Origin of the sequence: Methylopila turkensis, assembly GCF_027922325.1 — a bacterium.
Lineage (GTDB): Bacteria > Pseudomonadota > Alphaproteobacteria > Rhizobiales > Methylopilaceae > Methylopila > Methylopila turkensis.
In genome coordinates this window covers 1-25,396 of record NZ_BSFL01000001.1, presented here as the reverse complement: position 1 = coordinate 25,396, position 25,396 = coordinate 1, and the positions used below count along the sequence as shown (strand labels likewise).

At 68.4% G+C, this 25,396-nt stretch carries 24 protein-coding genes; 22 read left to right on the top strand and 2 right to left on the bottom strand.

All coding sequences use genetic code 11. The annotated features are described in order from the left end of the window. Positions 1 to 15: 15 nt before the first annotated feature. From puhE to PKE78_RS00075, 10 genes are all read left to right on the top strand, one after another. On the top strand, positions 16 to 843 hold the full coding sequence (gene puhE, locus PKE78_RS00120; protein ID WP_271198814.1) for a putative photosynthetic complex assembly protein PuhE: 828 nt from the start codon (positions 16 to 18) through the stop codon (positions 841 to 843). Positions 844 to 855: 12 nt separating this feature from the next. Further along, the gene (hemA, locus tag PKE78_RS00115; RefSeq protein WP_271198813.1) at positions 856 to 2,067 is read left to right on the top strand and encodes a 5-aminolevulinate synthase; all 1,212 of its coding nucleotides are present in this window, start codon (positions 856 to 858) and stop codon (positions 2,065 to 2,067) included. Further along, on the top strand, positions 2,064 to 3,038 hold the full coding sequence (gene ispH, locus PKE78_RS00110; RefSeq protein WP_271198812.1) for a 4-hydroxy-3-methylbut-2-enyl diphosphate reductase: 975 nt from the start codon (positions 2,064 to 2,066) through the stop codon (positions 3,036 to 3,038). Before hemA ends, ispH begins: the two co-directional genes overlap by 4 nt. A 170-nt stretch (positions 3,039 to 3,208) precedes the next feature. After that, entirely contained in the window at positions 3,209 to 4,282 is a 1,074-nt protein-coding gene (gene bchI / locus PKE78_RS00105; protein WP_271198811.1) for a magnesium chelatase ATPase subunit I, read from the top strand. 38 nt (positions 4,283 to 4,320) lie between these two features. Continuing rightward, positions 4,321 to 6,138, top strand: a complete 1,818-nt coding sequence (locus tag PKE78_RS00100; protein ID WP_428981233.1) for a magnesium chelatase subunit D — start codon at positions 4,321 to 4,323, stop codon at positions 6,136 to 6,138. Between the two features lie 116 nt (positions 6,139 to 6,254). Further along, a complete protein-coding gene (gene dxs / locus PKE78_RS00095) occupies positions 6,255 to 8,198 on the top strand; it encodes a 1-deoxy-D-xylulose-5-phosphate synthase (protein WP_271198810.1) in 1,944 nt (647 codons plus the stop codon). A 15-nt stretch (positions 8,199 to 8,213) separates the two neighbouring features. Continuing rightward, positions 8,214 to 9,161: an alpha/beta fold hydrolase BchO gene (gene bchO / locus PKE78_RS00090; protein WP_271198809.1), complete on the top strand. Its 948-nt coding sequence runs from the start codon at positions 8,214 to 8,216 to the stop codon at positions 9,159 to 9,161. Beyond that, the gene (locus tag PKE78_RS00085) at positions 9,154 to 10,671 is read left to right on the top strand and encodes a phytoene desaturase (RefSeq protein WP_271198808.1); all 1,518 of its coding nucleotides are present in this window, start codon (positions 9,154 to 9,156) and stop codon (positions 10,669 to 10,671) included. Before bchO ends, PKE78_RS00085 begins: the two co-directional genes overlap by 8 nt. Beyond that, positions 10,649 to 11,689, top strand: coding sequence for a phytoene/squalene synthase family protein (locus PKE78_RS00080; RefSeq protein ID WP_271198807.1), 1,041 nt, complete (start codon positions 10,649 to 10,651; stop codon positions 11,687 to 11,689). Before PKE78_RS00085 ends, PKE78_RS00080 begins: the two co-directional genes overlap by 23 nt. Before the next feature lie 13 nt (positions 11,690 to 11,702). Next, the gene (locus PKE78_RS00075; protein WP_271198806.1) at positions 11,703 to 11,846 is read left to right on the top strand and encodes a type IV pilus modification PilV family protein; all 144 of its coding nucleotides are present in this window, start codon (positions 11,703 to 11,705) and stop codon (positions 11,844 to 11,846) included. A gap of 16 nt (positions 11,847 to 11,862) precedes the next feature. Here the strand turns inward: PKE78_RS00075 and PKE78_RS00070 are convergent, their stop codons facing one another. Further along, entirely contained in the window at positions 11,863 to 12,699 is an 837-nt protein-coding gene (locus PKE78_RS00070; RefSeq protein WP_487349012.1) for a hydratase, read from the bottom strand. A gap of 5 nt (positions 12,700 to 12,704) precedes the next feature. After that, the gene (gene crtD, locus PKE78_RS00065) at positions 12,705 to 14,273 is read right to left on the bottom strand and encodes a 1-hydroxycarotenoid 3,4-desaturase CrtD (protein WP_271198804.1); all 1,569 of its coding nucleotides are present in this window, start codon (positions 14,271 to 14,273) and stop codon (positions 12,705 to 12,707) included. Between the two features lie 169 nt (positions 14,274 to 14,442). Between crtD and PKE78_RS00060 the strand changes: the two genes are divergently transcribed. From PKE78_RS00060 to PKE78_RS00005, 12 genes are all read left to right on the top strand, one after another. Next, positions 14,443 to 15,312: a polyprenyl synthetase family protein gene (locus PKE78_RS00060; RefSeq protein WP_271198803.1), complete on the top strand. Its 870-nt coding sequence runs from the start codon at positions 14,443 to 14,445 to the stop codon at positions 15,310 to 15,312. A gap of 17 nt (positions 15,313 to 15,329) precedes the next feature. Next, positions 15,330 to 16,508: a methyltransferase gene (locus tag PKE78_RS00055; protein ID WP_271198802.1), complete on the top strand. Its 1,179-nt coding sequence runs from the start codon at positions 15,330 to 15,332 to the stop codon at positions 16,506 to 16,508. Positions 16,509 to 16,594: 86 nt separating this feature from the next. Beyond that, positions 16,595 to 17,530: a chlorophyll synthesis pathway protein BchC gene (bchC, locus tag PKE78_RS00050; protein ID WP_271200032.1), complete on the top strand. Its 936-nt coding sequence runs from the start codon at positions 16,595 to 16,597 to the stop codon at positions 17,528 to 17,530. Continuing rightward, entirely contained in the window at positions 17,527 to 18,498 is a 972-nt protein-coding gene (locus tag PKE78_RS00045; protein ID WP_271198801.1) for a chlorophyllide a reductase iron protein subunit X, read from the top strand. Before bchC ends, PKE78_RS00045 begins: the two co-directional genes overlap by 4 nt. A gap of 5 nt (positions 18,499 to 18,503) precedes the next feature. After that, complete coding sequence (bchY, locus tag PKE78_RS00040; RefSeq protein WP_271198800.1) at positions 18,504 to 20,045, top strand: chlorophyllide a reductase subunit Y; 1,542 nt, start codon at positions 18,504 to 18,506, stop codon at positions 20,043 to 20,045. Further along, the gene (bchZ, locus tag PKE78_RS00035; RefSeq protein WP_271198799.1) at positions 20,045 to 21,493 is read left to right on the top strand and encodes a chlorophyllide a reductase subunit Z; all 1,449 of its coding nucleotides are present in this window, start codon (positions 20,045 to 20,047) and stop codon (positions 21,491 to 21,493) included. The genes bchY and bchZ overlap by 1 nt, the downstream gene beginning before the upstream one ends. 37 nt (positions 21,494 to 21,530) lie before the next feature. Next, entirely contained in the window at positions 21,531 to 21,752 is a 222-nt protein-coding gene (locus PKE78_RS00030) for a hypothetical protein (protein ID WP_271198798.1), read from the top strand. Between the two features lie 160 nt (positions 21,753 to 21,912). Continuing rightward, positions 21,913 to 22,146 (top strand): light-harvesting antenna LH1, beta subunit, encoded by a 234-nt coding sequence (pufB, locus tag PKE78_RS00025; RefSeq protein WP_271198797.1) that lies wholly within the window; start codon positions 21,913 to 21,915, stop codon positions 22,144 to 22,146. 10 nt (positions 22,147 to 22,156) lie between these two features. Then, positions 22,157 to 22,342: a light-harvesting antenna LH1, alpha subunit gene (gene pufA, locus PKE78_RS00020; protein ID WP_271198796.1), complete on the top strand. Its 186-nt coding sequence runs from the start codon at positions 22,157 to 22,159 to the stop codon at positions 22,340 to 22,342. A 108-nt stretch (positions 22,343 to 22,450) separates the two neighbouring features. After that, positions 22,451 to 23,290: a photosynthetic reaction center subunit L gene (gene pufL, locus PKE78_RS00015; RefSeq protein ID WP_271198795.1), complete on the top strand. Its 840-nt coding sequence runs from the start codon at positions 22,451 to 22,453 to the stop codon at positions 23,288 to 23,290. A gap of 12 nt (positions 23,291 to 23,302) precedes the next feature. Beyond that, positions 23,303 to 24,229: a photosynthetic reaction center subunit M gene (gene pufM / locus PKE78_RS00010; RefSeq protein ID WP_271198794.1), complete on the top strand. Its 927-nt coding sequence runs from the start codon at positions 23,303 to 23,305 to the stop codon at positions 24,227 to 24,229. A 225-nt stretch (positions 24,230 to 24,454) separates the two neighbouring features. After that, positions 24,455 to 24,814, top strand: coding sequence for a c-type cytochrome (locus PKE78_RS00005; protein WP_271198793.1), 360 nt, complete (start codon positions 24,455 to 24,457; stop codon positions 24,812 to 24,814). The last annotated feature ends 582 nt before the right edge of the window (positions 24,815 to 25,396 follow it).

Sequence of the window (25,396 nt, the reverse complement as noted above, 5' to 3'; positions counted from 1 at the left end):
AGGGGGAGCGCGGCGATGACGCTCGCGTTCGGCGCCATCGGCTTCGTGATCGTGCTCTGGTGGTCCGCCACCGGCGCGATCTTCTATCTCGACCGACTTCCGCGCCGCGCCCTCGCATGGAGCATCACCGCCGCGACGGTCGTGCTGATCGCTTCGCTCGTCGGCCTTGGCGCGTCCGCGCAGGTCGCGACGCCTGTCGGCGCCTTTGCGGCCTTCGCCTGCGCGATAGGAATCTGGGGCTGGAACGAACTGCTGTTTTTGACCGGCGCGATCACGGGTCCGAACCGCGAACCCGCAGCGCGGGGACTGTCGGGCTGGCCGAGGTTCAGGGCGGCCGCCGCGAGCGTCATCCACCACGAGGTCGTCATCGCGGCGTCCGGCGTCGCGGTCGCGGCGCTCTCGGCCGCAGGGCCGAACCGGGTCGGACTCTGGACCTTCCTGGTGCTCTGGGCGATGCGGCTGTCGGCGAAGCTCAACATCTTCGTCGGCGTGCCGAACCCCGGCGAGCGCTTCCTGCCGGACCATCTCGCTTATCTCGCGGGTCATTTCCGCACCGCGCCCGTCGGCGCGTTCTTCGCCGTTTCGATCACGCTCGCGACCGGCGCGCTCGCGCTGATCGCGGCCTTCGGCGCCGGCCAGGAGCCGAGCGCCTTCGAGGTCGCGGGCGTAACGTTGGTCGCGACGCTGCTCGCGCTCGCCGTCGTCGAGCACGTCTTCCTTGCGCTGCCCTGGGACTCCGCAGCGCTCTGGGGCGGAAAACGTCTCAGCCGTCCGTCCGGCGACGTCAACAGCCGCTGCGACGAGTCCGATCCGAAACGCCTGCTCCACCCGGCGGAAGCCTGAAGAGGGAAGCGAATGTCTCACGACCGGTATTTTCGCGATCGTCTCGACGGATTGAAGCGCGAGGGGCGGTACCGCATCTTCGCCGATCTCGAACGTAAGGCGGGTCGGTTCCCGCGCGCGATCCACCACACGGAGCGAAGCCGGCGGGAGGTGACCGTCTGGTGCTCGAACGACTATCTCGGCATGGGCCAGCATCCGGACGTGCTCGCCGCGATGCACGAAGCGCTTGACCGCGCGGGCGCGGGCGCCGGCGGCACGCGCAACATCTCGGGGACGAACCACGACCACGTCGTGCTCGAGTCGGAACTCGCGGACCTCCATGGCAAGGAGGCGGCGCTGCTGTTCACCTCCGGCTTCGTGTCCAATCTCGCGACGCTCGCGACGCTCGGCCAGCAGATCCCCGGCCTCGTCATCCTGTCGGACCAGCTCAACCACGCCTCGATGATCGACGGCATCCGGTCGAGCGGCGCGGAGAAGCGCATCTTCGCTCACAACGACCCGGAGGACCTCGATCGCATCCTGCGCAGCCTCGATCCTGAGCGGCCGAAGCTGGTGGCGTTCGAGAGCGTCTATTCGATGGACGGCGACATCGCCCCGATCGCGGAGATCTGCGACGTCGCGGACCGCTACGGCGCCATGACCTATCTCGACGAGGTCCACGCGGTCGGCATGTACGGCCCCCGTGGCGGCGGCGTCGCGGAGGAGCGCGGCCTGATGGACCGCCTCACCATCATCGAAGGGACGCTCGGCAAGGCGTTTGGCGTGGTGGGCGGCTATATCGCGGCCTCGGCCGCTACCGTCGATTTCGTGCGCTCTTTCGCAAGCGGCTTCATCTTCACGACCTCGCTGCCGCCTGCGGTCGCGGCCGGGGCCGCGGCGTCGATCCGATACCTCAAGGAAAGCTCGGCCGAACGCCTGCGCCAGCGCGACCGCGTGGCGCGCGTCCGGCGACGGCTCGACCGGCTCGGCATCCCCCATCTCGCCAATCCGAGCCACATCGTTCCCGTCATGGTCAGCGACCCGGTGCTGTGCAAGCAGATCTCCGACCGGCTGCTGAACGAACACGGCGTCTATGTCCAGCCGATCAACTACCCGACGGTGCCGAGGGGAACCGAGCGGCTGCGCATCACGCCGTCGCCGCTCCACACCGACGCGGATATCGAGCACCTGATCGCGGCGCTCGCCACGGTTTGGGCTGATGTCGGGCTGGAGATCGTCGCGTGACCCCGCCGCGCCCGCTCAGGATCGTCCTCGCCAAGCCCCGCGGCTTCTGCGCCGGCGTCGTGCGGGCCATCGACATCGTCGAGCGGGCGCTCAGCCTCCACGGCGCGCCGGTCTATGTCCGGCGCGAGATCGTCCATAACGCCCATGTGGTCGCGGAGCTCAAAAATAAGGGCGCGATCTTCGTCGACGAGATCGACGACCTGCCCGAAGGCGCGGTGACGGTGTTCTCCGCCCACGGCGTCGCCCGCAGCGTCGAGAGGGCGGCCGCCGCGCGGCGGCTCGACGTGATCGACGCGATCTGCCCTCTGGTCGGACGCGTGCACAAGGAGGGCGCGCGCTATGCGGCGCTCGGCTTCGACGTGGTCCTGATCGGCCATGAGGGACACCCCGAAGTCGAAGGCACCAAAGGCCGCATCGACGGACGCCTGCACGTTGTGGCGACCGCCGCCGAAGTGATGGCGATCGAGCTCGACGACCCGACCCGCGTCGCCTTCGTGACGCAAACGACGCTGTCGGTCTCCGACACCCGCGAGGTGATCGAGGCGCTGAAGGCGCGTTTCCCTGCGATCGTCGGACCCGATACGCGCGACATCTGCTACGCGACCCAAAATCGGCAGGCGGCCGTGCTCGACCTCGCGCCGCATGTCGACGCGATCTTGGTGGTGGGCGCCAAGAACAGCTCGAACTCCAACCGACTGCGCGAGATCGGGGAGGGCGCCGGGCGGCCGAGCTACCTGATCGACACCGCCGCCGAGATCGAACTCGCCTGGCTGGCCAGCGCCGACGCGGTCGGGCTCACAGCCGGGGCTTCCGCCCCCGAGCGGCTCGTCAATGAGGCGATCGCGCGGCTCTCGGCCTGGCGGCCCGTTACGGTGGAGCCTCGCGAGGGAATCGATGAACGCGTGGCGTTTCGTCTGCCGGCCCGCCTCGCCGGCGCAAGCGCCTCTCCTCGGGAGGCGGCCCATGTGTGAGCTCGCGGCGTATCAGGCGAGACGGGGTCTGAATCCTTCCCTTGGGGAAGGGGAGGGCGTGGCGAGGCGCGCCTTAAGCTCACGCTCTACGCCCCGGGGCCCCTCCCGACCTTCGCGTCGCTGCGGCCACCCTACCTACCGCCGTGGAGCAGCGATGAAAGGGCGCCGTCATGCTTGACCGTCCGTTTCGCGCTCAGCCCGCCAAGGCCGTCGTCGCGCCTGCCGCCCGGCCGCAGTTCCCGTTCTCGGCCATCGTCGGCCAGGATGAAATGAAGACCGCGCTGCTGATCGCGGCTGTCGATCCTTCGGTCGGCGGAGTTCTGGCGATCGGCGACCGCGGCACCGGCAAATCGACCGCCGTCCGCGCTCTCGCTGGCCTGCTGCCTGCACAGAAAGCCGTAGCAGGCTGCGCCTATGGCTGCGATGCGGGACGGCCGGATCCGTGCTGCCCGTCTTGCGCGCAACTGGGCGTCCGGCCGGGCCCTTCCGTCTCGCGGTCCGTTCCGGTCGTCGACCTGCCGCTTGGCGCGACGGAAGACCGGGTCGTCGGCGCGCTTGATCTCGAAAAGGCGCTGACGCTCGGCGAAAAGGCGTTCGAGCCCGGCCTGCTCGCGCGCGCCAATCGCGGCTTCCTCTACATCGACGAAGTGAACCTTCTCGAGGACCATCTGGTCGACCTGCTGCTCGACGTGGCCGCCTCCGGCGAAAACGTCGTCGAGCGCGAAGGTCTGTCCATCCGGCACCCGGCGCGCTTCGTGCTGATAGGCTCCGGCAATCCGGAAGAGGGCGAGTTGCGGCCGCAACTGCTCGACCGGTTCGGGCTCTGCGTCGAGGTGCGAACGCCCGCGGATGTGAAGACCCGCGTCGAGGTTGTGAAGCGTCGCGACGCCTTCGAGCGGGACAGAGACGGGTTCTGCGCCTACTGGGCGACGGAGGACGCGAAGGTCCGGCGTCGCATCGAGCGCGCCCGTAAACGGATCGACGCGATCGCGACGCCGGAATCCTTGCTGGAAACGATCGCACGGCTTTGCCTCGCGGTTGGCTCCGACGGCCTGCGAGGCGAACTGACGGTGATGCGGGCGACGCGGGCGCTTGCGGCGCTGTCGGGGGCGATGGTCGTGACCGAAGCGCATATCCGCCAAATTGCGGCGCCGGCGCTAAGGCATCGGCTGCGCCGCAATCCGCTCGACGATTCCGGCTCGACCAGCCGCGTCGAGCGCGCCGTCGCCGAGGCGTTCGGATGAGCAGGCGGTCGGCCTCGGTGTTGGCTCCTCACCTTCAAATGGGCTGTGAGAGCGAAACTGCGGGTCCAACCTTCGCCAGACAGTCGTCGGCGAACCCTCCGACGACTGTCTGGACGGGCGCCGTCGCCGCCGTGGCGCTGCTGGCGATCGATCCGCCGGGGCTCGGCGGCTTGCGGGTACGTGGCGCGGCCGGACCCGCGCGCGATCGCCTGCTCTCGATCTTCCGGACACTGCTGCCCGATGGCGCGCCGTTCCGAAAATTGCCGCTCGGCGTTTCGGACGGCCGCCTGCTCGGCGGACTTGATCTCGCGGCGACGCTGGCGTCCGGACGTTCGGTGCTGGAGCGTGGGCTGCTGGCGGAGACCGATGGCGGCGCACTGGTGATCCCCTCGGCTGAGCGGATCGACGCAGGGCTGGCGGGCCGGCTCGCCGGGGCGATCGATAACGGCGTGCTTGCGCTCCAACGCGACGGTTTTGCATCGCACCTGCCGGCTCGGTTCTCGATCTTCGCATGTGATGAGGCCCTCCAAGACGAACAGCCGCCGCCAGCCGTGCTGACCGAACGGCTCGGCCTTGTGATCTCGCTCTCAGGTGTCGGGCGTCACGACCTCGAAGTCGCTGCGCCCCGTCCGGACGAGATCGCCGCCGCCCGCGCGCAGCTGTCGTCGGTCGCGCTCGACGACGAGGCGCTCGCCGCGCTTGGCCAGGCCGCGATCGAACTGGGCGTCGTTGGCGTGCGACCGTTGATGTTCGCCGCCGCCGCGGCCCGCGCATCGGCGGCGCTCGCGGGCCGGAAAAAGGTCTCCGCCGAAGACCTCGCGCTTGCAGGCCGGCTCGTGCTCGGCCCGCGCGCGACCCAGGCGCCCGCACGGGCTCAGGATCGCGAGCCTGAGCACGACGCCGACCAGGAGGAAGGGCCGCCGCCCGCGGACGGCCAAAGCCACGACGAAGCCGCCGAACAGGACGGCAATCGGCGCGAGATGGCCGAGACCGTTCTCCAAGCGGCCGCGGCCGTGCTGCCGCGGGGGCTCCTCGACGCCGCCGGGGCGCCGCCCCCTATGAGCAAAGCCAGGAGCGCCCCCGGCCGCGCGGGCGCGGCGCATGGCTCCAAACAACGGGGCCGTCCGATCGGGTCCCGCCCGGGCGCGCCTGATAACGGAGCCCGGCTCGACCTCATTGACACCCTGCGGGCCGCGGCTCCTTGGCAGGGAATCCGCCGCCGCGCGGCGCCGACCGTGGCGACGTCGCCTCGGGTGCTTGTCCGCCGCGAGGACTTCCGGATCAAACGCTTGAAGGAGAAGCGCCGCACGGTCACCATCTTCGCGGTCGACGCGTCCGGGTCGGCCGCGCTCCACCGGTTGGCGGAGGCCAAGGGGGCGGTCGAGCTTCTGCTGGCGCAATCCTACATCCGGCGTGACGAGGTGGCGCTCGTCGCGTTCCGCGGCTCGGGCGCCGAGATCGTGCTGCCGCCGACACGCTCGCTCGCCCGCGCGCGACGTGCGTTGACCGGGTTGCCGGGGGGCGGCGGCACGCCGCTCGCAAGCGGGCTCGACGCCGCGGCGGCGCTCGTCGGGCATGCCTGCCGACGCGGCGACCAGCCGACGCTCGTCGTGCTGACCGACGGGGCCGCGAATGTCGCGCGCGACGGTGCAGGTGGCCGGAAGCGGGCGCAGGACGACGCGACCGCGGCGGCCAGGGCGCTTGGCGCTCTTGGTGCGCGCGCCGTGCTGATCGACGTGTCGCCCCGTCCGCAAGAACGCGCCCGTGATCTGGCCGAGGCGATGTCGGCCCGCTATGTCGCGCTGCCCTCAGCGGACGCGGCGCAAATGGCGCGCGCGATCGGAGCCGGACGATGAGCCGGCGTCGCAATGTGTAACGAAAGCCTGACACAAAAAATGTAAACTTCTGTTGTCATTTGTGGCGGTCCAGCTAATCTCGACGGCGAGCGCTAAGCGACAGGAGAGACCGGCCCATGACGCCGTCGCCGGACGCAGGGTTTTCCAGAACCCCACTGCTCGACCGGGTCTTGGTCCCGGCGGATCTGCGTAAGCTTCCCGAAGCCGATCTCCGGCAGCTCGCGGACGAGCTCCGGCGCGAGACCATCGACGCGGTGTCCGTCACCGGCGGCCATCTCGGCGCCGGGCTGGGCGTCGTGGAGCTGACGGTCGCGCTCCATCACGTGTTCGACACGCCGGACGACATCCTGATCTGGGACGTCGGTCATCAGGCCTATCCGCACAAAATCCTGACCGGGCGGCGCGACCGCATCCGCACGCTCCGCAAGCCCGGCGGGCTGTCGGGCTTTACGAAACGCGCCGAAAGCCCCTACGACCCGTTCGGCGCGGCCCATTCGTCGACGTCGATCTCGGCGGCGCTGGGCTTCGCGGTCGGGCGCGACCGGCAAGGAAAGACCAACAACGTGGTGGCGGTGATCGGCGACGGCGCGATGTCGGCCGGCATGGCCTACGAGGCGATGAACAACGCCGGCGCGATGGACGCGCGCCTCATCGTCATCCTCAATGATAACGACATGTCGATCGCCCCGCCCACCGGCGCGCTGTCGGCGCACCTCGCCCGGCTCGTCTCGGGCAAGACCTATCGCGGCGCGCGCGAGGCCTTGAAAAAGCTCGGCAAGAAATTGCCGCGCGGCTGGTTCGACAAGGCGCGCAAGACGGAAGAGTACGGACGCGCGTTCTGGTCGGGCGGCTCGCTGTTCGAGGAGCTCGGCTTCTATTATGTCGGGCCGATCGACGGCCACAATCTCGACCACCTGCTGCCCGTCTTGAAGAACGTGCGCGACGCCGAGACCGGCCCGATCTTGGTCCATGTCGTGACGCAGAAGGGCAAGGGCTACGCGCCCGCGGAAGCTTCCGTGGACAAGTATCACGGCGTGTCCGCCTTCGACGTCGCGACCGGCGCGCAGTCGAAGGGCAAGGCGGGCGCGCCCGCCTATACGTCCGTGTTCGCCGACGCGCTGGTCGCCGAGGCGCGCGCGGACGAGCGCATCGTGGCGATCACCGCCGCGATGCCGAGCGGCACCGGCCTCGACGCCTTTTCGAAAGAGTTTCCCGACCGGGTCTACGACGTCGGCATTGCCGAACAGCACGCGGTGACGTTCGCAGCGGGGCTCGCGGCGCAGGGCCTGAAGCCGTTCTGCGCGATCTACTCGACGTTTCTGCAGCGGGCCTACGATCAGGTCGTGCACGATGTCGCGATCCAGCGCCTGCCGGTGCGCTTCGCGATGGACCGCGCTGGCCTCGTTGGGCCGGACGGGCCGACCCATGCGGGGGCGTTCGACCTTGCCTTCCTGACCTGCCTGCCCGGCTTTGTCGTGATGGCGCCCGCCGACGAGGCGGAACTCGTTCATATGGTCGCGACCGCCGCGGCCTATGACGACGGCCCGATCGCGTTCCGCTATCCGCGCGGCGAGGGGACCGACGTCGCGCGGCCGGAACGCGGCGAGGTGCTGCCGATCGGCAAAGGCCGCGTGCTGCGCGAGGGCTCGACGGTCGCGATCGTCTCGCTCGGCACAAGGCTTGGCGACGCGCTGAAGGCCGCCGACGCGCTCGCTGCTCGCGGATTCTCGACCACCGTGGCGGACGCGCGTTTCGCAAAGCCCATCGATACGCAGCTGATCCTGCGGCTCGCGCTCCGCCACGAGGTGCTGGTTACGGTGGAGGAGGGCTCGTCGGGCGGGTTCGGCGCTGCGGCGTTGTCGGCGCTGAGCGCCGCGGGCGCGCTCGATCACGGCCTGAAGGTCCGGGTGCTGACGCTTCCCGACCGCTACATCGAGCACGGAACGCCGGACGGCATGATCGCGGATGCCGGCCTCGACGCGGCAAGCATCGCGGCGGCGGTTCTCGCCGCGCTTGGGCAAGGCGAGACGCCGCTCGCGGCGCCGCCGTTGAGAGCGTAACGCGCGGGCCGTGAGATGAGCCGTAACCGCCTCGATTGGGCCCGCGACGGAAGCGACTGGCCGAACCGCGAGGCGAGCCGCTTCGTGCGGGCGGCGGGGTTGAGCTGGCACGTCCAGCGGATGGGGGCCGGCCCGCAGATTCTTCTGCTTCACGGCACCGGCGCTTCGACGCATTCCTATCGCCGGCTCGCGAGACTGCTCGAGGAGCGCTGCGACGTGTTCGCGCCCGACCTGCCGGGCCACGGTTTTTCCGATCCGTTGCCGTATCGCCGGCTTTCGTTGCCCGGCATGTCCGACGCGGTCGGCTCGCTTTGCGCGAAGCTTGGCGTCGCGCCCGAAATAGTCGTCGGCCATTCCGCCGGCGCGGCGGTCGCGATCCGCATGACGCTGGACGGGCTGATCTCGCCGCGCGCGATCGTCAGCGTGAACGGCGCGCTGCTGCCGATCTGGACCGGCTTCAGCGCGCCGTTCTTCGCGTCCGCCGCCAAGCTGCTCGCGGCCAATCCGATCGCGCCCTGGCTGTTCGCGCGCCGCGCCCGCGATCCGGCGACCGTCGATCGCCTGCTCCGTGGCACGGGCTCCAAGATCGCGGACGAGGACGCGCGCTTCTACCGCCGGCTCGCAGGCACGACCTCCCACGTCGCCGGCGCGCTCGGCATGATGGCGGGGTGGGACCTGAAGGCGTTCGGGTGCGATCTCGGGCGGCTGGAGACGCCCTTGATCCTCGTGGCCGGAACCCGCGACGGCATGGTTCCGGCGTCGAGCGCCGAGGCCGTTCGCCGCCTCGCGCCGCGCACCCGCATCGTCCGGCTGGAGGGGCTCGGCCACCTTGCGCATGAGGAGGCGCCTGAGCTTGTCCGCGACGTGATCGAGGGCGCGCTGAGCGATCAGGCGCCCGCCGGCCCAAAAGACCCTTTTGAGGTCGCCGTCGGCGAGCGAATGGGCGAGCCCGCCCATGTCTGATGGCTCTGCCTCCGGCTTCGATCCGCGCCCGAGCGCGGTCGTGATCGGCGCCGGCTTCGGCGGGCTCGCGGCGGCTGTGCGGCTCGGCGCGCGCGGCTACCGCGTCACCGTGCTTGAGCGGCTCGACCAGCCGGGCGGCCGGGCCCGCACGCATCGGCAGGATGGGTTCACGTTCGACGCAGGGCCGACCATCGTCACGGCCCCGTTTCTGTTCGAGGATCTGTGGAGCCTCGCAGGCCGGCGGATGGCGGACGACCTGACGCTGGCGCCGCTCGACCCATTCTACCGCATCCGCTTCCATGACGGTTCGACGTTCGACTGTTCCGGCGACGCGCAAGCTATGCGGGGCGAGGTGAACCGGCTGTCGCCCCGCGACCTCGCCGGCTACGAGCGCTTTCTCGCCTTCAGCGAGGAACTTTGCCGCGTCGGCTTCGAGCAGCTCGGCGACAGGCCGTTTTCCTCGTTCTCCGACATGATCCGCGTCGCGCCAAAGCTTGTCCGGCTCCAGGCCTATCGGTCGGTCTACGGACTGGTGGCGGGCTTCGTGAAGGACGAACGGCTGCGGCAGGCGCTGTCGTTCCACCCGCTGTTCGTCGGCGGCGACCCGTTCCACGCGCCGAGCCTTTACGCGCTGATCGCGTTCCTCGAACGCCGCTGGGGCGTGCATTACGCGATGGGCGGCGTCGGCAAGCTGGTCGACGGACTGGTGCGGCTGATAAATGGCCAGGGCGGACGCGTCGCGCTGCGCGCGGACGTGGAACGGATCGTCGTGGAAGGCGGCCGCGCCACCGGCGTCAGGCTGAAGGGCGGCGAGACGGTTTCAGCCGACGTCGTCGTTTCGAACGCCGACAGCGCCTTCGCCTATGGTTCGTTGCTCGGGAGCGAAACCCGCCGCCGATGGACCGACCGCAAGCTTGCCGCCGCGCGCTATTCGATGAGCCTGTTCGTCTGGTATTTTGGGACGCGCAAGACCTACCCCGACCTGCCGCACCATCTCATCCTGATGGGACCGCGCTATCGCGGGCTGCTGGACGACATCTTCCGCTCAAAGCGCCTGTCGGATGACTTCAGCCTCTATCTGCATCGCCCGACCGCGACCGATCCGTCCATGGCGCCGAAGGGCTGTGATTGCTTCTACGTGCTGGCGCCGGTCCCGAACCTCCAGGGCGCGACCGACTGGACCACCGAGGCCGAGTGTTTTCGGAAGAAGATTGAGCAGTCGCTCAGCGAGAGCGTGCTGCCTGGCCTCGCCGACGCCATCGTGACGTCGCGCGTCGCGACCCCGCTCACCTTCCGGGACGATTTTTCAAGCCCGCATGGCGCGGCTTTCGGCCTCGAACCGGTCCTGACGCAGAGCGCCTGGTTCCGGCCGCACAACGTCTCGGAAGAGTTCGAAAATCTCTACCTCGTAGGTGCGGGCGTCCATCCGGGCGCCGGACTCCCCGGCGTTCTGTCCTCGGCCAAGATCCTCGATAAGGTGGTTCCGCATGGCTCGACCCTCATCCACTGAACACGTTTCGGATCTTCAAGCCTGCGCCGCGATCCTTCGCGCTGGCTCGAAGTCCTTTGACGCCGCGGCGCGGCTGCTGCCGGCGCGGGTGAGGGGGCCCGCCACAGCGCTCTACGCCTTCTGCCGGGTCGCCGACGACGCGATCGACTGCGACGCCAGCCCTCTGCGCCTGGCGCGGCTGCACGAGCGCCTTGATCGCGCCTATGCGGGACGCCCTGAACCGACGCCGGTCGACCGGGCGTTTTCAGCCGTCGTCATCGCGCGCCGCATCCCGCGCGCCATCCCCGACGCCCTCTTGGAAGGCTTCGCGTGGGACGCCGAGAACCGGCGCTATCAGACGTTCGAGCAGCTCGAGGCCTATGCGGTTCGGGTCGCTGGGACGGTCGGGCTGATGATGGCGCTGGTCATGGGCGTGCGTTCGGAGGAGGCGAGGGCGCGCGCGGTCGATCTCGGCGTCGCGATGCAGCTCACCAACATCGCGCGCGACGTCGGCGAGGATGCGCGGAACGGCCGACTCTACCTGCCGCTTGACTGGCTCGCGGAGGCGGGCGTCGACGCGGACGCATTCCTCGCGCGGCCAGCCTTCGGGCCGGGCGTGGAACGCATCGTGCGCCGGCTACTGAGCGTCGCGGACGTCCACTATGCGCGTGCCGACCACGGCATCGTGGCGCTTCCCTTCGATTGTCGGCCCGCGATCGCGGCCGCACGCAGCATCTATTCCGGGATCGGAACCGCAATCGCGCGCGTCGGCTTCGACAGCGTGACACGGCGCGCAGTGGTGTCGCGCCCGGCAAAGGTCTGGCGGCTGCTCGCTGCGACCGCGTCGTCGGTCGCGCCGATGCGGTCCGCAGGCGTCTGGCCGCCGGTCGCATCAGCCCGTCCTCTGCTCGGCGCCGTCGCCGCGGTCGCCGAGCGCGAGGTCGTCCCGCCCGATTTCGGCGAGCGGGTCGGGGCGGTCGCCGAGGCCTTCGCGCGTCTCGAGCGCCAGACGCTCGGCGGCGTGATCGAGGCGCGGTGAGGCGCCTCGCGCCATGAGTGACCATCTGTTCGGCCTGATCGAGGTGCTCGGCGTTTTCGGGGTGCTGCTCGGCTTCCTCGGCTACCAGTGGGTCTCCATCAGGCGGACGCTACGGCAGGATCGCGAGAAGGCCGAGCGCGAGCCGGACGGCAAGTGATGCGGCGTCGATCGGATCAGGCGCGTCGCGGCATGCGAAACGGCAGCATGGCCTGCACGACGGGGCTCGCGAAACGATCGAGCGACAGGCTTTCATGCATCAGGGTGACGTCCTCGCCGCAGAGCCGCGTCGCGACGCGGCTGCGGGCGTAGAACGGCGAATCTTCCAGCGTGGCGACGCGCTCTATCGCCGATCCGTCGTCGCACCGCACAGGCCGCTCCATCCGCCAGAACGGCTTTTTCAGCGACTTGCGCGCCGGCGGAGAGAACGGCTCGATCGCGCCCTCGCGAGAGACGGCGAGAGCAAGCGACAGCGGGCCGCCTCGACGCAGCTCCATATCATAGAGAATCTTGGCGCCGCTTTCGGTCCTGGCGCTCGCCCAGCTCCAGCGGGCGAAGGCGGCCTCGAGGGGCTCGTCGCCGTCGTTGCAGTCGAAATAGCCGTCGCCGGTCCACCGCAGCGCCGGGCTTTCGCACTCGACCTCGATGCGGGCGAAAGGCGAAATCGGGCGCCAGCAGTGGCGACCTTCGCCGTCGATCGCGAACGCTTCCGCCATCAGCAGTCCGGGCGTCACGCGCACGACGCCCCGAAGTCGCTTCGGCAATGGGGCGCAGACCTCGTCGAACCGGATCGTGAGGCGCCGACCGTCCCACGCGATGTCGCTCGGGCCGACCACGAGCCTGTCGGGCCCCCGCGACATTGACCGCCGCCCGCGCTCCGTCATCGCCCATCGTCCGCCCGGCCCGTAGAGCGCGATATTGATCGCGCAGTGGTTTTCCGGATCCGCAAGCGCGCCGCCGCGCCGCCGCGCGAAGGCGTAGTAGGGCGAGAACACCGAGCCGACGAAGGCGATGATGGTCAGGCCGTGGGCTCCGTCGTCGCTCCAGCCGTCGACATACCACCAGGCGTAGCCTCCGGGCGGAACCTCGCGATCGAACCGAGGTCCTGGATCAGGGACCGTGCGGCTTGCCGTCCCGAAATCGCCGCCATCGGCACGCCCGGCCCCGGATGGACGCTGCCCCCGGCGAGATAAAGACCCGGCAGGGAACTCCGCGCCGTCGCCCGCCGGAACGAGGCGTTCGCTCCGTGGCTCGCCGGGCCGTAGAGAGCCCCCGCCGTGCCCGGAAACATCTCCGCGAAATCGTTCGGCGTCGTCACCACCGCGTCCGACGGCTCGATCGTCAGTCCGCACCGGTTCATCAGCTGAGTGGCGTTCGCTTCGCATCGGGCGATTTCCTCCCGGCCAAACTGATAGACGTCGCCGACCGGCGGCGCGTTGACGAGCAGCATCAGGCGTTCGGCGCCGCTTTCCGACTGCGCGTCAAGGTTTCCTGCGTCGTCGCGATCCTGGGCGCAAACATAGACGGTCGGCCGCTCCGGCAGCCGCGCGCGATCGAAAATGTCGGAGAACTCGGCCTCATAGGCGTCGGAAAAGAAAACGGAATGGCGCGCAAGCGGAAAGCCGACCGTCTTCGCCACCCAGCAGAAGGTGACGGCGGAAAGCGACCGTTCCGAAGGTTTGACATGGGGGCTCTTGCGAGCCGAAGCGCCTGCGAGCAAGCCCTTCGCAAGCGCCGCGACGTCGCCGTTGAACACCACCGCGCGCGCCGCGATCGTCTCGCCGTCGCGAAGCCGCGCCCCCGATACGCGGCCATGCTCGACCTCGATCCGCGCGACATCGGCGCCGTAGCGGAACGTCGCGCCGTTCGCTTTCGCGGCCGCCTCGAACGCTTCGGCGACGCGCGTCATGCCGCCTTCGACAAGCCAGACGCCATCCATCTCGACATGCGCGACGAGCATCAGCGTCGCCGGCGCAAGAAATGGCGAGGATCCGCAATAGGTGGCGTAACGCCCGAACAGCTGGCGCAGCCTTGGGTCGGCGAACATCCCGCCGAGCGCGGACCAGAGGCTCGAGAACGGTCGGATGCGGGCGAGATCGGAGAGACCGCGCAGCCCCGCGCCGAGCACCAGGCTCGCGCGGCTCGGCTCCGCGGCGCGTATGAACGATTGGTCCAGCGTCTTGAAGACATGGGCCGCCTCGGCATGGAACGCCAAGAACCGTCGCGCCTCCTGAGCTCCGGAAAAATCGCCGATGGCGTCCGCGGTCCTCAAAGGATCCGCGAACAGGTCGAGTCGCTGGTCCGGTCCCCACGCATGCCGCGCCAGCGTCTCGACGGATCTCAAGGTCAGCGCGTCGTCGAGGACAAAGCCGGCTTCCGTTGCGATCTCCTGGATCAGGCTGCGCATGGTGAACACCGTCGGGCCGGCGTCGATCGGCTGCCCCCCGATCGTGACGGTGCGCATCTTGCCGCCCGGCCCGGTCGCCTTCTCGAGAACCGTCACGTCGAGGCCGCGCCTCGCGAGGATCGCAGCCGCGACCAGCCCGCCAATGCCGGCGCCGATCACCACGACCCGGTCTGCGGTCATGTCGCGCACGCCGGCGTCGCAGTTGGCCGTCGGCTATGTCCGGTTGTGCGATCCATCGCCGCTCGCTTTCCCGCCGCCCGCAAAAAACATCCGACATCCCCCTTTATATGTCCAATGTTTTGGACAATGATCGACGTCAATAAAAACGTACGAACGGCGGGAGGCGGTAGTGGATCTTGCAGCGCGCATCGAATCGTCGATCGAAGCGGCTCTTCTGGCGGCCGCGCAGACCGACTGCCCGCCGCGCCTTGCGGATGCGCTGCACTACGCGGTGTTTCCAGGCGGAGCGCGCATCAGGCCCCGTTTGACCCTAGCGGTCGCGCTCGCCTGCGGCGATGACGATCCCGCCGCGAGCGACGCGGCGGCCACGGCGATCGAGATCCTGCACTGCGCGAGCCTGATCCACGACGACCTGCCCTGTTTCGACGACGCCGACATGCGGCGCGGCAAGCCGTCCGTGCATCGCGCGTTCGGAGAGAGCCTCGCGGTCCTTGCAGGCGACGCGCTGATCGTTCTCGGCTTCGATCTGATCGCCGCCAGTCCCATGCGTCATCCGGAGCGGATGGCGCCGCTCATCCGGGTCGTCGGCCGGGCGGTCGGGGCGCAGGGCGGCATAACCGCGGGCCAAGCCTGGGAATGCGAAAGCGCCGTCGATCTTGCGGCCTACCACCTGGCCAAAACCGGCTCGCTGTTCGCGGCGGCGACGGTCGCGGGAGCCGCGGCCGCAGGCGCCGAACACGAACTTTGGCGACCGCTTGGCGAGACCATCGGCGAGGCCTTTCAGGTCGCTGACGACATCGCCGATCACGTCGGCTCCACGGCCGTGATCGGCAAGCCTACCGGCCGCGACAAGGCGCTCGGGCGCCCGAGCGCGGTGCTCGAACTTGGTCTCGACGCCGCGGTTTCGCGATTGAAGTCCTTGGTCGGTCGCGCCACCGCCTTGGTCCCGCCCTGTCGCGGCGAAGCCCATCTCAGGGCGCTGATCCTCACCGAGACGCAGCGCTTCGTGCCGGCCGGGCTAGTCGCGGCCGCAGCCTGAACCGAAAGGGTCGGACCATGGCATGGCGAGACCTCCTGTTGTCGGGCGATCCCTGGAGCGAGCGGCTCGGCGACGCCTGGCGCGGGTTCCGCGCACGCAAACTCGCCGACCGAAACTTCAGGCGGCGCGCCGCCGCGTTCCCGCTGACCCGGCCGATCGCGCGCCGCAACGCCAACGCGCTGTTCGACCTCACGGCGGGATTCGTCTACTCGCAGATCCTGAAGGCCGTGGTCGACCTCGACCTGCTGGGCAAGCTCATCGACGGCCCGAAAACCGCCGGCGACCTCAGCGGCGCTCTCGGTCTCAAGCCCAAGGCCGCCGAACAGTTACTCAATGCGGCGGCGGCGCTCGACCTCGTTGAGGCTCGGCGCGACGGCGCCTTCGAGATCGGCTCGCTCGGTTCTGCGCTCCAAAGCGAGCCGGGCGTGCGCGCCATGATCGCCCATCACGACATGCTCTACGCGGACCTTGCGGACCCTGTGGCCCTGCTGCAGGGAGAAGTCGGCGGGACCCGGTTGTCGCGATTCTGGCCCTACGCCGCCGGCGACGGCGGCGCCGTGGGAGACGAAGAGGTCGCGCCCTATTCGGCCCTGATGCACGAATCGCAGAGCTTCGTCGCCGACGACGTGCTGGACGTCGTCTCGTTCGGCGACCGCAATTCGCTTCTCGATCTCGGTGGCGGCGAGGGGGCGTTCGCAGAGGCCGCCGCGACCCGATGGCCGCATCTGAGGATCGGTCTGATCGATCTTGCGCCTGTCGCGGCCCGCGCCCGCGCCCGCCTTGCGGCGGCCGGATTTCCGGACAGCCGCATCGACCCGCGCGGCGGCGATTTCCTGGCGGGCGTCGATGGCGCGAAAGCCGATGTCGTCTCGCTGATCCGTGTCCTGCACGATCACGACGACGAGACGGCGGTGAAGATTCTGCGCGTCGCTCGCGATGCGCTCACGCCCTCGGGCGAGGTCCTGATCGCCGAACCGCTCGCCGGGATGCGCGGCGCCCGCCGCGTCGGGCACGCCTATTTCGCGTTCTATCTCATGGCTATGGGCTCAGGCCAGCCTCGCACCTCCGACGAAATCAGCGAGTTGCTCGCGGCCGCCGGCTTCGGCCGCGTCAACACTCGGCTGACCCGCGGCGCGCTGCCGATCGGCGTGATCACCGCACGACGCGCCGGCGAAGGGCCGATCTGGCGCGACTAACTGTAAAGTATATTTGACAACCAAGGATGTAAGATTAAGCTGACACATGGATCGGACAGGCCGACCACCGGAGCCATCACATGGCGATGACAGCCCCAGCCGTCGTTCTCCGCTCGCCAGGCCAGCTCGGCGTCGAGCTGCTCGCGCTGGACGAGCCGAAGCCTGAGGACGTGATCGTCGACGTCGAGTTCAGCGGCGTTTCGACCGGCACCGAGCGGCTGTTCTGGGAAGGGCGCATGCCGCAGTTCCCGGGCATGGGCTATCCGCTGGTGCCCGGCTACGAGTCGGTCGGCGAGATCGTCGCGGCCGGCTCAGCCTCCGGGCGCCGGGTCGGCGAAACCGTGTTCGTGCCTGGCGCGAAATGTTTCGGCGAGGTCCGCGGTCTGTTCGGCGCCGCCTCTAGCGTCCTCGTCGCCCCGGGCGCGCGCGTCGCGCCGGTCGCGGCCCCGCTTGGCGAGCAGGCGGCCCTGTTCGCGCTCGCGGCCACTGCCTATCACGCCTTCGCAAACAGTCCCCAGCCCGAGCTCATCGTCGGCCACGGCGTGCTCGGCCGCCTCATCGCCCGCATCGCGGTCGCCCGCGGGGCCGAGGCGCCTACGGTGTGGGAGAAGAACCCGGCCCGCCGCGCCGGCGCGCATGGCTATCCGGTCGTCGATCCCGACGCCGACGCCCGCCGCGACTATCGCGTCGTCTGCGACGCCTCCGGCGACGGCGCGCTGGTCGATCCCCTCATCCAGCGCCTCGCGCCGGGCGGCGAGCTCGTGCTCGCGGGCTTCTACGAGGCGCCGATCTCCTTCGCGTTCCCGCCCGCCTTCATGCGCGAGGCGCGGCTGCGGATCGCGGCCGAATGGAAGCCGCAGGACCTCGTCGCGACCAACGCGCTGGTGGCGTCCGGGCGGCTGTCGCTCGAGGGCCTGATCACCCATCGCCGGCCGGCGGCCGAGGCGTCGTCCGCCTACGCCGTCGCGTTCGACGATCCGTCCTGCCTGAAGATGATCATCGACTGGAAGGGAACGGCATGAGCACCGCCGACGCACGTCTCGCTGCCCTGATCGCGCAGGCGACGGAAGACAAGCCGTCGTCCAAGGCCACCCAGATCATCGCGATCTACGGAAAGGGCGGCATCGGCAAGTCGTTCACGCTCGCAAACCTCTCCTACTGCATGGCCCAGCAGGGTAAGAAGGTCCTGCTTATCGGCTGCGATCCCAAGAGCGACACAACCTCGCTGCTGTTCGGCGGCAAGGCCTGTCCCACCATCATCGAGACGTCGACCAGGAAGAAGCTTGCGGGTGATGAGGTCGCGATCGGCGACGTCTGCTTCAAGCGCGACGGCGTCTACGCGATGGAGCTCGGCGGGCCGGAGGTCGGACGCGGCTGCGGCGGTCGCGGCATCATCCATGGCTTCGAGCTGCTCGAAAAGCTCGGCTTCCACGAATGGGGCTTCGACTTCGTCCTGCTCGATTTCCTCGGCGACGTGGTGTGCGGCGGCTTCGGCCTGCCGATCGCCCGCGACATGTGCCAGAAGGTGATCGTCGTCGGCTCGAACGACCTGCAGTCGCTTTACGTCGCCAACAATGTCTGCTCGGCCGTCGACTATTTCCGCCGGCTCGGCGGCAATGTCGGGGTCGCCGGCATCGTCGTGAACAAGGACGACGGCACCGGCGAGGCCGCCGCCTTCGCCGAGAAGGCCGGCATTCCGGTGCTGGCCTCGATCCCGGCCGACGACGACATCCGCCGCAAGAGCGCGTCCTACGAGATCATCGGCATGCCCGGCACGCGCTGGGGCCCGCTGTTCGAGGACCTCGCGATGAATGTCGCCGACGCGCCTCCGATGCGCCCGACGCCGCTCACCCAGGACGGTTTGCTCAACCTGTTCTCGAGCGACATCACGGGCCGCAACGTGGTGCTGGAGCCCGCAACCTTCGAGGACATGTGCGGTCGCGTCGACTTCCGAAAGCCGTCCCTCGAAGTCGTGTACGACGAGGTCTGACGGGCATGAGCGCGGACCCCGCCCCCGACGTCATCGAAGCCGACGCCCCGCGCAGGGAGGACGGCTCGAAGCCTGCGCTCGGCTGCCACGCGGGCAAGGACGAGATGCGCGCCGCGGCCGCCAAGGCGGGCAAGTCTGAGATCCTGGATCGCTACGCGGCCGATTATCTGGTGGGGCCGCACGACCAGCCGCAATCCATGTGCCCGGCGTTCGGGTCGCTTCGGGTGGGCCTCAGGATGCGGCGCACCGCGACGATCCTCTCCGGCTCGGCCTGCTGCGTCTACGGCCTGACCTTCACCTCGCATTTCTACGGCGCGAAGCGGACCGTCGGCTACGTCCCCTTCAATTCCGAGACGCTCGTCACCGGCAAACTCTATGAGGACATCCGCGAGGCGGTCTTCAAGATGGCCGATCCCGCGCTCTACGACGCGATCGTGGTGACGAACCTCTGCGTGCCCACCGCCTCCGGCGTGCCGCTTCGGCTTTTGCCGAAAGAGATCGACGGCGTCCGCATCATTGGCATCGACGTTCCGGGTTTCGGCGTCCCGACCCATGCGGAAGCCAAGGACGTGCTGGCCGGCGCGATGCTGGCCTATGCCCGCAAGGAAGTGATGGACGGCCCCGTCCAGGCTCCGAAGGGCGGGCGCTCAGAAATGCCGAGCGTGACTCTGCTCGGCGAGATGTTCCCGGCCGACCCGATGGGCATCGCGCGTATGCTGGAGCCGATGGGCCTCGCCGCCGGCCCCGTCGTTCCGACCCGCGAGTGGCGCGAACTTTACGCCGCGCTCGACGGCGCCGTCGTCGCCGCCATCCACCCGTTCTATAAGGCCTCGATGCGCGAGTTTGAGGCGGCGGGCCGCCCGATCGTCGGCTCCGGCCCCGTCGGCTACGAGGGAACCGCCGCCTGGCTCGAAGCCATCGGCAAGGCCGCCAACGTTTCCGCCGAAAAGATCGACGACGCCAAGCAGCGGGTGCTGCCGGCGATCAAGGCCGCGCTCGGCGCCAAACGCATCAATGGGCGCATCTCGCTTTCGGGCTATGAGGGCTCGGAGTTGCTGGTCGGGCGCCTTCTGGTCGAGAGCGGCGCGGACCTACGCTATGTCGGAACCGCCTGCCCGAAGACGCCGCAGGCGGAAGCCGACCGCGAATGGCTCGAGGCGCGTGGCGTCGAGGTCCGGTTCCGCGCATCTCTCGAGCAGGACCTCGCGGCGATGGCTGAGTACCAGCCAGACCTCGCCATCGGCACCACGCCCGTGGTGCAGAAGGCGAAGGCCGCCGGCACGCCGGCGCTTTACTTCACGAACCTCATCTCGGCGCGGCCGCTGTTCGGCTCGGCGGGAGCCGGTTCGCTCGCGGACGTGGTCAACGCGGCGATTGGCAACAAGGGCCGAATGGGCGCGATGAAGGCGTTCTTCGCCGGCGTCGGCGAAGGCCAAGCGGCGGGCGTATGGGAAGACACGCCGACGGCGCGCGACGACTACAGGGAGACCTACCGTAAGCATCTGATCAAGCAAAACGCGGCCGCCAAAGCCGAGGAGATGATCTGATGCTGGTGCTCGATCACGACCGCGCAGGCGGATACTGGGGCGCGGTTTACGTCTTTACGGCCATCAAGGGCCTGCAGGTGATCATCGACGGTCCCGTCGGCTGCGAGAACCTGCCGGTCACCTCGGTGCTGCACTACACCGACGCGCTGCCGCCGCACGAGCTTCCGATCGTCGTCACCGGACTTGGCGAGGAAGAGCTAGGTCGCCATGGCACCGAGGGCGCGATGAAGCGCGCCTGGACGACGCTCGATCCCGGACTTCCAGCGGTCGTCGTCACCGGTTCGATCTCTGAGATGATCGGCGGCGGCGTGACGCCCGAAGGCACCAACGTCAAGCGCTTCCTGCCGCGCACCATCGACGAGGATCAGTGGCAGTGCGCCAACCGCGCCATGGCCTGGCTGTGGACCGAGTTCGGCCCGAAGCGCGTGCCGGCGCTGCGCCCCCGCAAGCAGGGCGACAAGCCGAAGGTCAACATCATCGGCCCGGCCTACGGAACCTTCAACATGCCCTCCGACCTCGCTGAGATACGGCGGCTCGTGGAGGGGATCGGCGCCGAGGTGAACTTCGCGTTCCCGCTCGGCGCCCACCTCGCGGACCTGCCCAAGCTCGCGCAGGCCGAGGTCAACGTCTGCATGTATCGCGAATTCGGCCGTCAGCTTTGCGAGACGCTGGAGCGGCCGTTCCTGCAGGCGCCGATCGGGCTCGACTCGACCACCAAATTCCTGCGTCAGCTCGGCGAAGTTCTGGGGCTGGATCCCGAACCCTTCATCGCGCGCGAGAAGCACACCACGATCAAGCCGCTCTGGGACCTCTGGCGGTCGGTGACGCAGGACTTCTTCGCGACCGCCTCCTTCGCCATCGTCGCGAACGAAACCTACACACGGGGCGTCCGCAAATTCCTCGAGGACGACATGGGACTGCCCTGCGCGTTCGCGATCCCGCGCGTGCCGGGGAAGAAAACCGACAACGACGTTGTCCGGACCATGATCCGCGACAAAGCCCCGCTCGTTCTGTTCGGCTCGTTCAACGAGCGGATGTACGCGGCGGAGGCCGGCGGCCGATCGCAATACATCGCCGCGTCATTCCCGGGCGCGATCATCCGCCGACACCCGGGGACGCCCTTCATGGGATATTCCGGCGCGACCTACCTCGTGCAGGAGGTCTGCAATGCGCTGTTCGACGCGCTGTTCCAGATCCTTCCGCTCGCGCAGGACATGGACCGCATTGACGCCACTCCCTCGCGCAGCGCCGCCGAGATGGCCTGGGAGCCGGGCGCCCACGCCGCGCTCGACGAAGCGCTGGAGCGGCAGCCGATCCTGATCCGCATCTCGGCCGCGCGCCGGATGCGCGACCACGCAGAACGCATCGCACGCGGGCGGGGCGCGACCAGCGTCGGCCCGGATGACGTCGGCCGCGCCCGCGCGGCGACGCTGGAGGCCGCGCGATGAACCGTCGACCCGAAATCAAACTGGGAAGGACAGGCCAATGACTGATGTCAGCCACGCCGAGGCGGGCGCGCGGGAGCGAGGCCGCAGGATCGAGCGCTGGGAGTTCCGCGCGCTGGTCGCCGCGACCTACCCCCTGTTTCTGACTGCGGCGGCCTTCGACCGAGCCGCGGGCGCAGCGCCCGTGACCGGGCGGCGATCGGTCTTCGCGGAGGCTCATGCGACCGCGTCGGCCACGCTCGCCTGCGCCTTCATGGGCTGACCTCACGGTCCCTTCGACCCGGACGTCCGGGCGAGGGATCGAAGCGAGATTCGTTCCCCTCCTGAAAAGGGGTGGGACGGGTGGCCGTTCGGGGCGAACACGCTTCGGACGGATACGTCCCCGCCGCGCGGGAGGCCGCGGTAACCTTTGGAGACAGACGATGGTAGACATCGACAGACGTGGCTCGCTTTCGGGATTGACCGAAAACGAGGCCAAGGAATTCCACGGCGTCTTCATCTCGAGCTTCATCGGCTTCACCGTCGTGGCCGTGATCGCCCACATCCTCGTCTGGATGTGGCGGCCATGGATACCCGGGCCGAACGGCTACGCGATGAACGACGTCATAAATGGCGTGCACACGGCGCTTGCGCCGCTGACGCAGCTGATCGGTTGAGGAGGCGGCTATGTGGAAGATCTGGCTGCTGTTCGACCCCCGGAGAGCTTTGGTGGCGCTGTTCACTTTCCTCTTCGTTCTGGCGCTCGTGATTCACTTCATCCTGCTCTCGACCAGCCGGTTTAACTGGTTGGAGCCGGGCGGGCCGGCGCCGGCTCCGGCGGCGTCGATCGACCAGCCCCTCGACGTGGGCTAGCCGAACGAGACCGCCGACGGCGGAAGCGGCGATCCCGCTCCCGCCGTCGGCCTTTCTCCGGAAAACCTTCGAACATTCGGCGAAGCGCTGACGAGGGAGGAGCGTCCGATGGCGATGCTCAGTTTCGAACGTAAATATCGCGTACGGGGCGGCACGCTGATCGGCGGCGACCTGTTCGACTTCTGGGTCGGGCCGTTCTTCGTCGGCTTCTTCGGCGTCACGACGATCCTGTTCACGGGTGTCGGGGTCTTGATGCTCGTTTACGGCGCCGCGCTCGGCCCGACTTGGAACATATTCCTGATTTCGATCAATCCGCCGGATGCGAGCGTCGGCCTCGGCTTCGCGCCCATGAAGGCCGGAGGCATCTGGCAGATCGTCACGGTCTGCGCCATCGGGGCCTTCGGGTCTTGGCTGCTGCGCGAGGTCGAGATCTGCCGCAAGCTCGGCATCGGCTATCATGTGCCGTTCGCCTTCTCGGTCGCGATCCTCGCCTATGTGACGCTCGTGGTCTTTCGTCCGATCCTGATGGGATCGTGGAGCCACGGCTTCCCGTACGGCATCTTCAGCCACCTCGATTGGGTCTCGAACACGGGATACGCGTACCTCGCGTTCCACTACAATCCAGCGCACATGATCGCGGTCAGCTTCTTCTTCACGACGGCGCTTGCGCTCTCGATGCATGGCGGCGCGATCCTTTCGAGCGCCAATCCGCCGGCCGGCGAGCCGGTGAAGACCGCCGAACACGAGAACACCTACTTCCGCGACACGATCGGCTACTCGATCGGACCGCTCGGCATCCACCGGCTCGGCCTGTTCCTGGCGCTGTCGTCGGTGTTCTGGAGCGCGGTCTGCATCATCATCTCCGGTCCCTATTGGCCCGAGGGCCAGAACTGGGCCGACTGGTGGCTGTGGTGGAAGGACATCTACATCTGGCGGGTTCCGGGGTGAGGGGTGAGCGCTATGCCTAGCTATCAAAACATCTTCACGCGCGTGCAGGTTCGAGGGCCGCTTTACGCCGGCGTCCCGATGGACAGCCGCGGCCCGTATGTCCGCCAGGCGCCGAACCTCTACAGCTACTGGCTCGGCAAGTTCGGCGACGCGCAGATCGGCCCGATCTACCTCGGCTGGCTCGGCGTCGCGTCGCTGATGTTCGGCTTCGTGGCCATTGAGATCATCGGGCTCAACATGCTGGCCTCGGTGAACTGGAGCCCGCAGGCCTTCGTGCGCGAGTTCTTCTGGCTGCAGCTCGCGCCCCCGCTGGAAAAGCACGGGCTCGACTTCTTCCCGCCGCTCAAGGAAGGCGGCTGGTATCGGCTCGCAGGCATGTGCCTGACGATCTCTGTCCTGCTGTGGTGGGTCCGGATGTATCGGCGGGCGCGGGCGCTCGGTCTCGGTACCCATGTCGCGTGGGCGTTTATGAGCGCGATTTGGCTGTTCCTTGTGCTCGGCTTCTTCCGGCCGCTCGCCATGGGCAACTGGGCCGAGGGCGTGCCGTTCGGGATCTTCCCGCATCTCGACTGGACCCAGAACTTCTCGCTGCGATACGGCAACCTTTTCTACAATCCGTTTCACGCGCTCTCGATCGCGTTCCTCTACGGCTCCGCGCTGCTGTTCGCCATGCACGCGGGCACGATCCTCGCCGTCTCCCGATATGGCGGCGACCGCGAGATCGAGCAGATCGTCGACCGCGGCACCGCGACCGAACGCGCGGCGCTGTTCTGGCGCTGGACCATGGGCTTCAACGCCACGATGGAGTCGATCCATCGCTGGGCGTGGTGGTTCGCGGTTCTGGTCACGCTGACCGGCGGCATCGGGATCCTTCTGACCGGCACCGTCGTCGACAACTGGCAAGAATGGGCAGGTCGCCACGGTTTCGCCGCGCCATGATCTGACGTGTTCGTGATATTTGAGTTGTAATAACTCAAATATACGTTCAATATAGCCAACGTGTCGGGATACGGCGCGTGGGCCTTTTGCTCGGAATTGGCCTCCAAAAACAGGCGTTAATCGCCTGGGATGCATCGCGCGGCCTCGCCGCCAGTGCGTTTTGCTCGAAAATAAAAGTAACAAATGAACAATTGAGGAGGAGCGCTAATGTTGCGAGCACTCGCAATGGCGACAGTCGTGCTTGCGGCCTCGACGGGCTGGGCCATGGCCCAGGACGCAGCCGCGGGCGAAAAAGTCTTCGTTAAATGCAAGACGTGCCATGAGGTCGGGGCTGGCGCGAAAGCCAAGATCGGGCCTCCGTTGACTGGCATCGTCGGCCGTCAGGCCGCGAGCTTTGAGGGCTTCGCCTATAGCGAATCTTTCAAGAAGAAGGCGGCCGAGATCGGGACGTGGGACGAGGCCAAGCTGAGCGAGTGGCTGGCCGATCCGGCGAAATATGCCGGCGGAACGGTCAAGATGGTGTTCAAGCTGCCGAACGAAGCTGAACGCAAGAACGTCATCGCCTATCTGGCGACGAAGAAGTAACGCGGCGGCTGGACTGGCCCCGCGCAAGCGGAAAGAGCCCGGCCGAGCCCGGGCTCTTTTTTGGCGTCGTCGCCGGCGCAGTTCGGCGACGTCCTGGATCACCCACAGCGCGCAGGCCTCGTCGCTGGTGTCCTCGTTCTCGGCGGAGCCAAGCAGTCGAAAGCATCGTGCTCACATATGCTCCGGATAGAACGCGGAAGCGCGGACGAGCGGCCGTGAGTTCGTCCGCCGGCGGGCGCAGCGAGGTCCCCACGCGATCCCCTGGAATAGCGGCAGATGCGGGCTAAGAGTCGGAAACGACGGCGGAATCTGGACCCGGAGTGACGCTCTGCGACATTGATGGCGAGGGTTCGATTCCCTCGTCCGCTCCATGACGCCGCCTGAGGCGTCTCGCCGGGACATGCGACGGGTCCTGCGGACGCCGCTTGCAAAACGCCCTCCGCCGGTTCTAAACAGACGCCGCGCCGTCGACCCGTCGATCGCCTTTCGTCTCATTCAGCCACCGCAGGACCTAGTTAAGAGCCATGGCCAAGGAAAAGTTCGCGCGGACGAAGCCGCATTGCAACATTGGCACGATTGGTC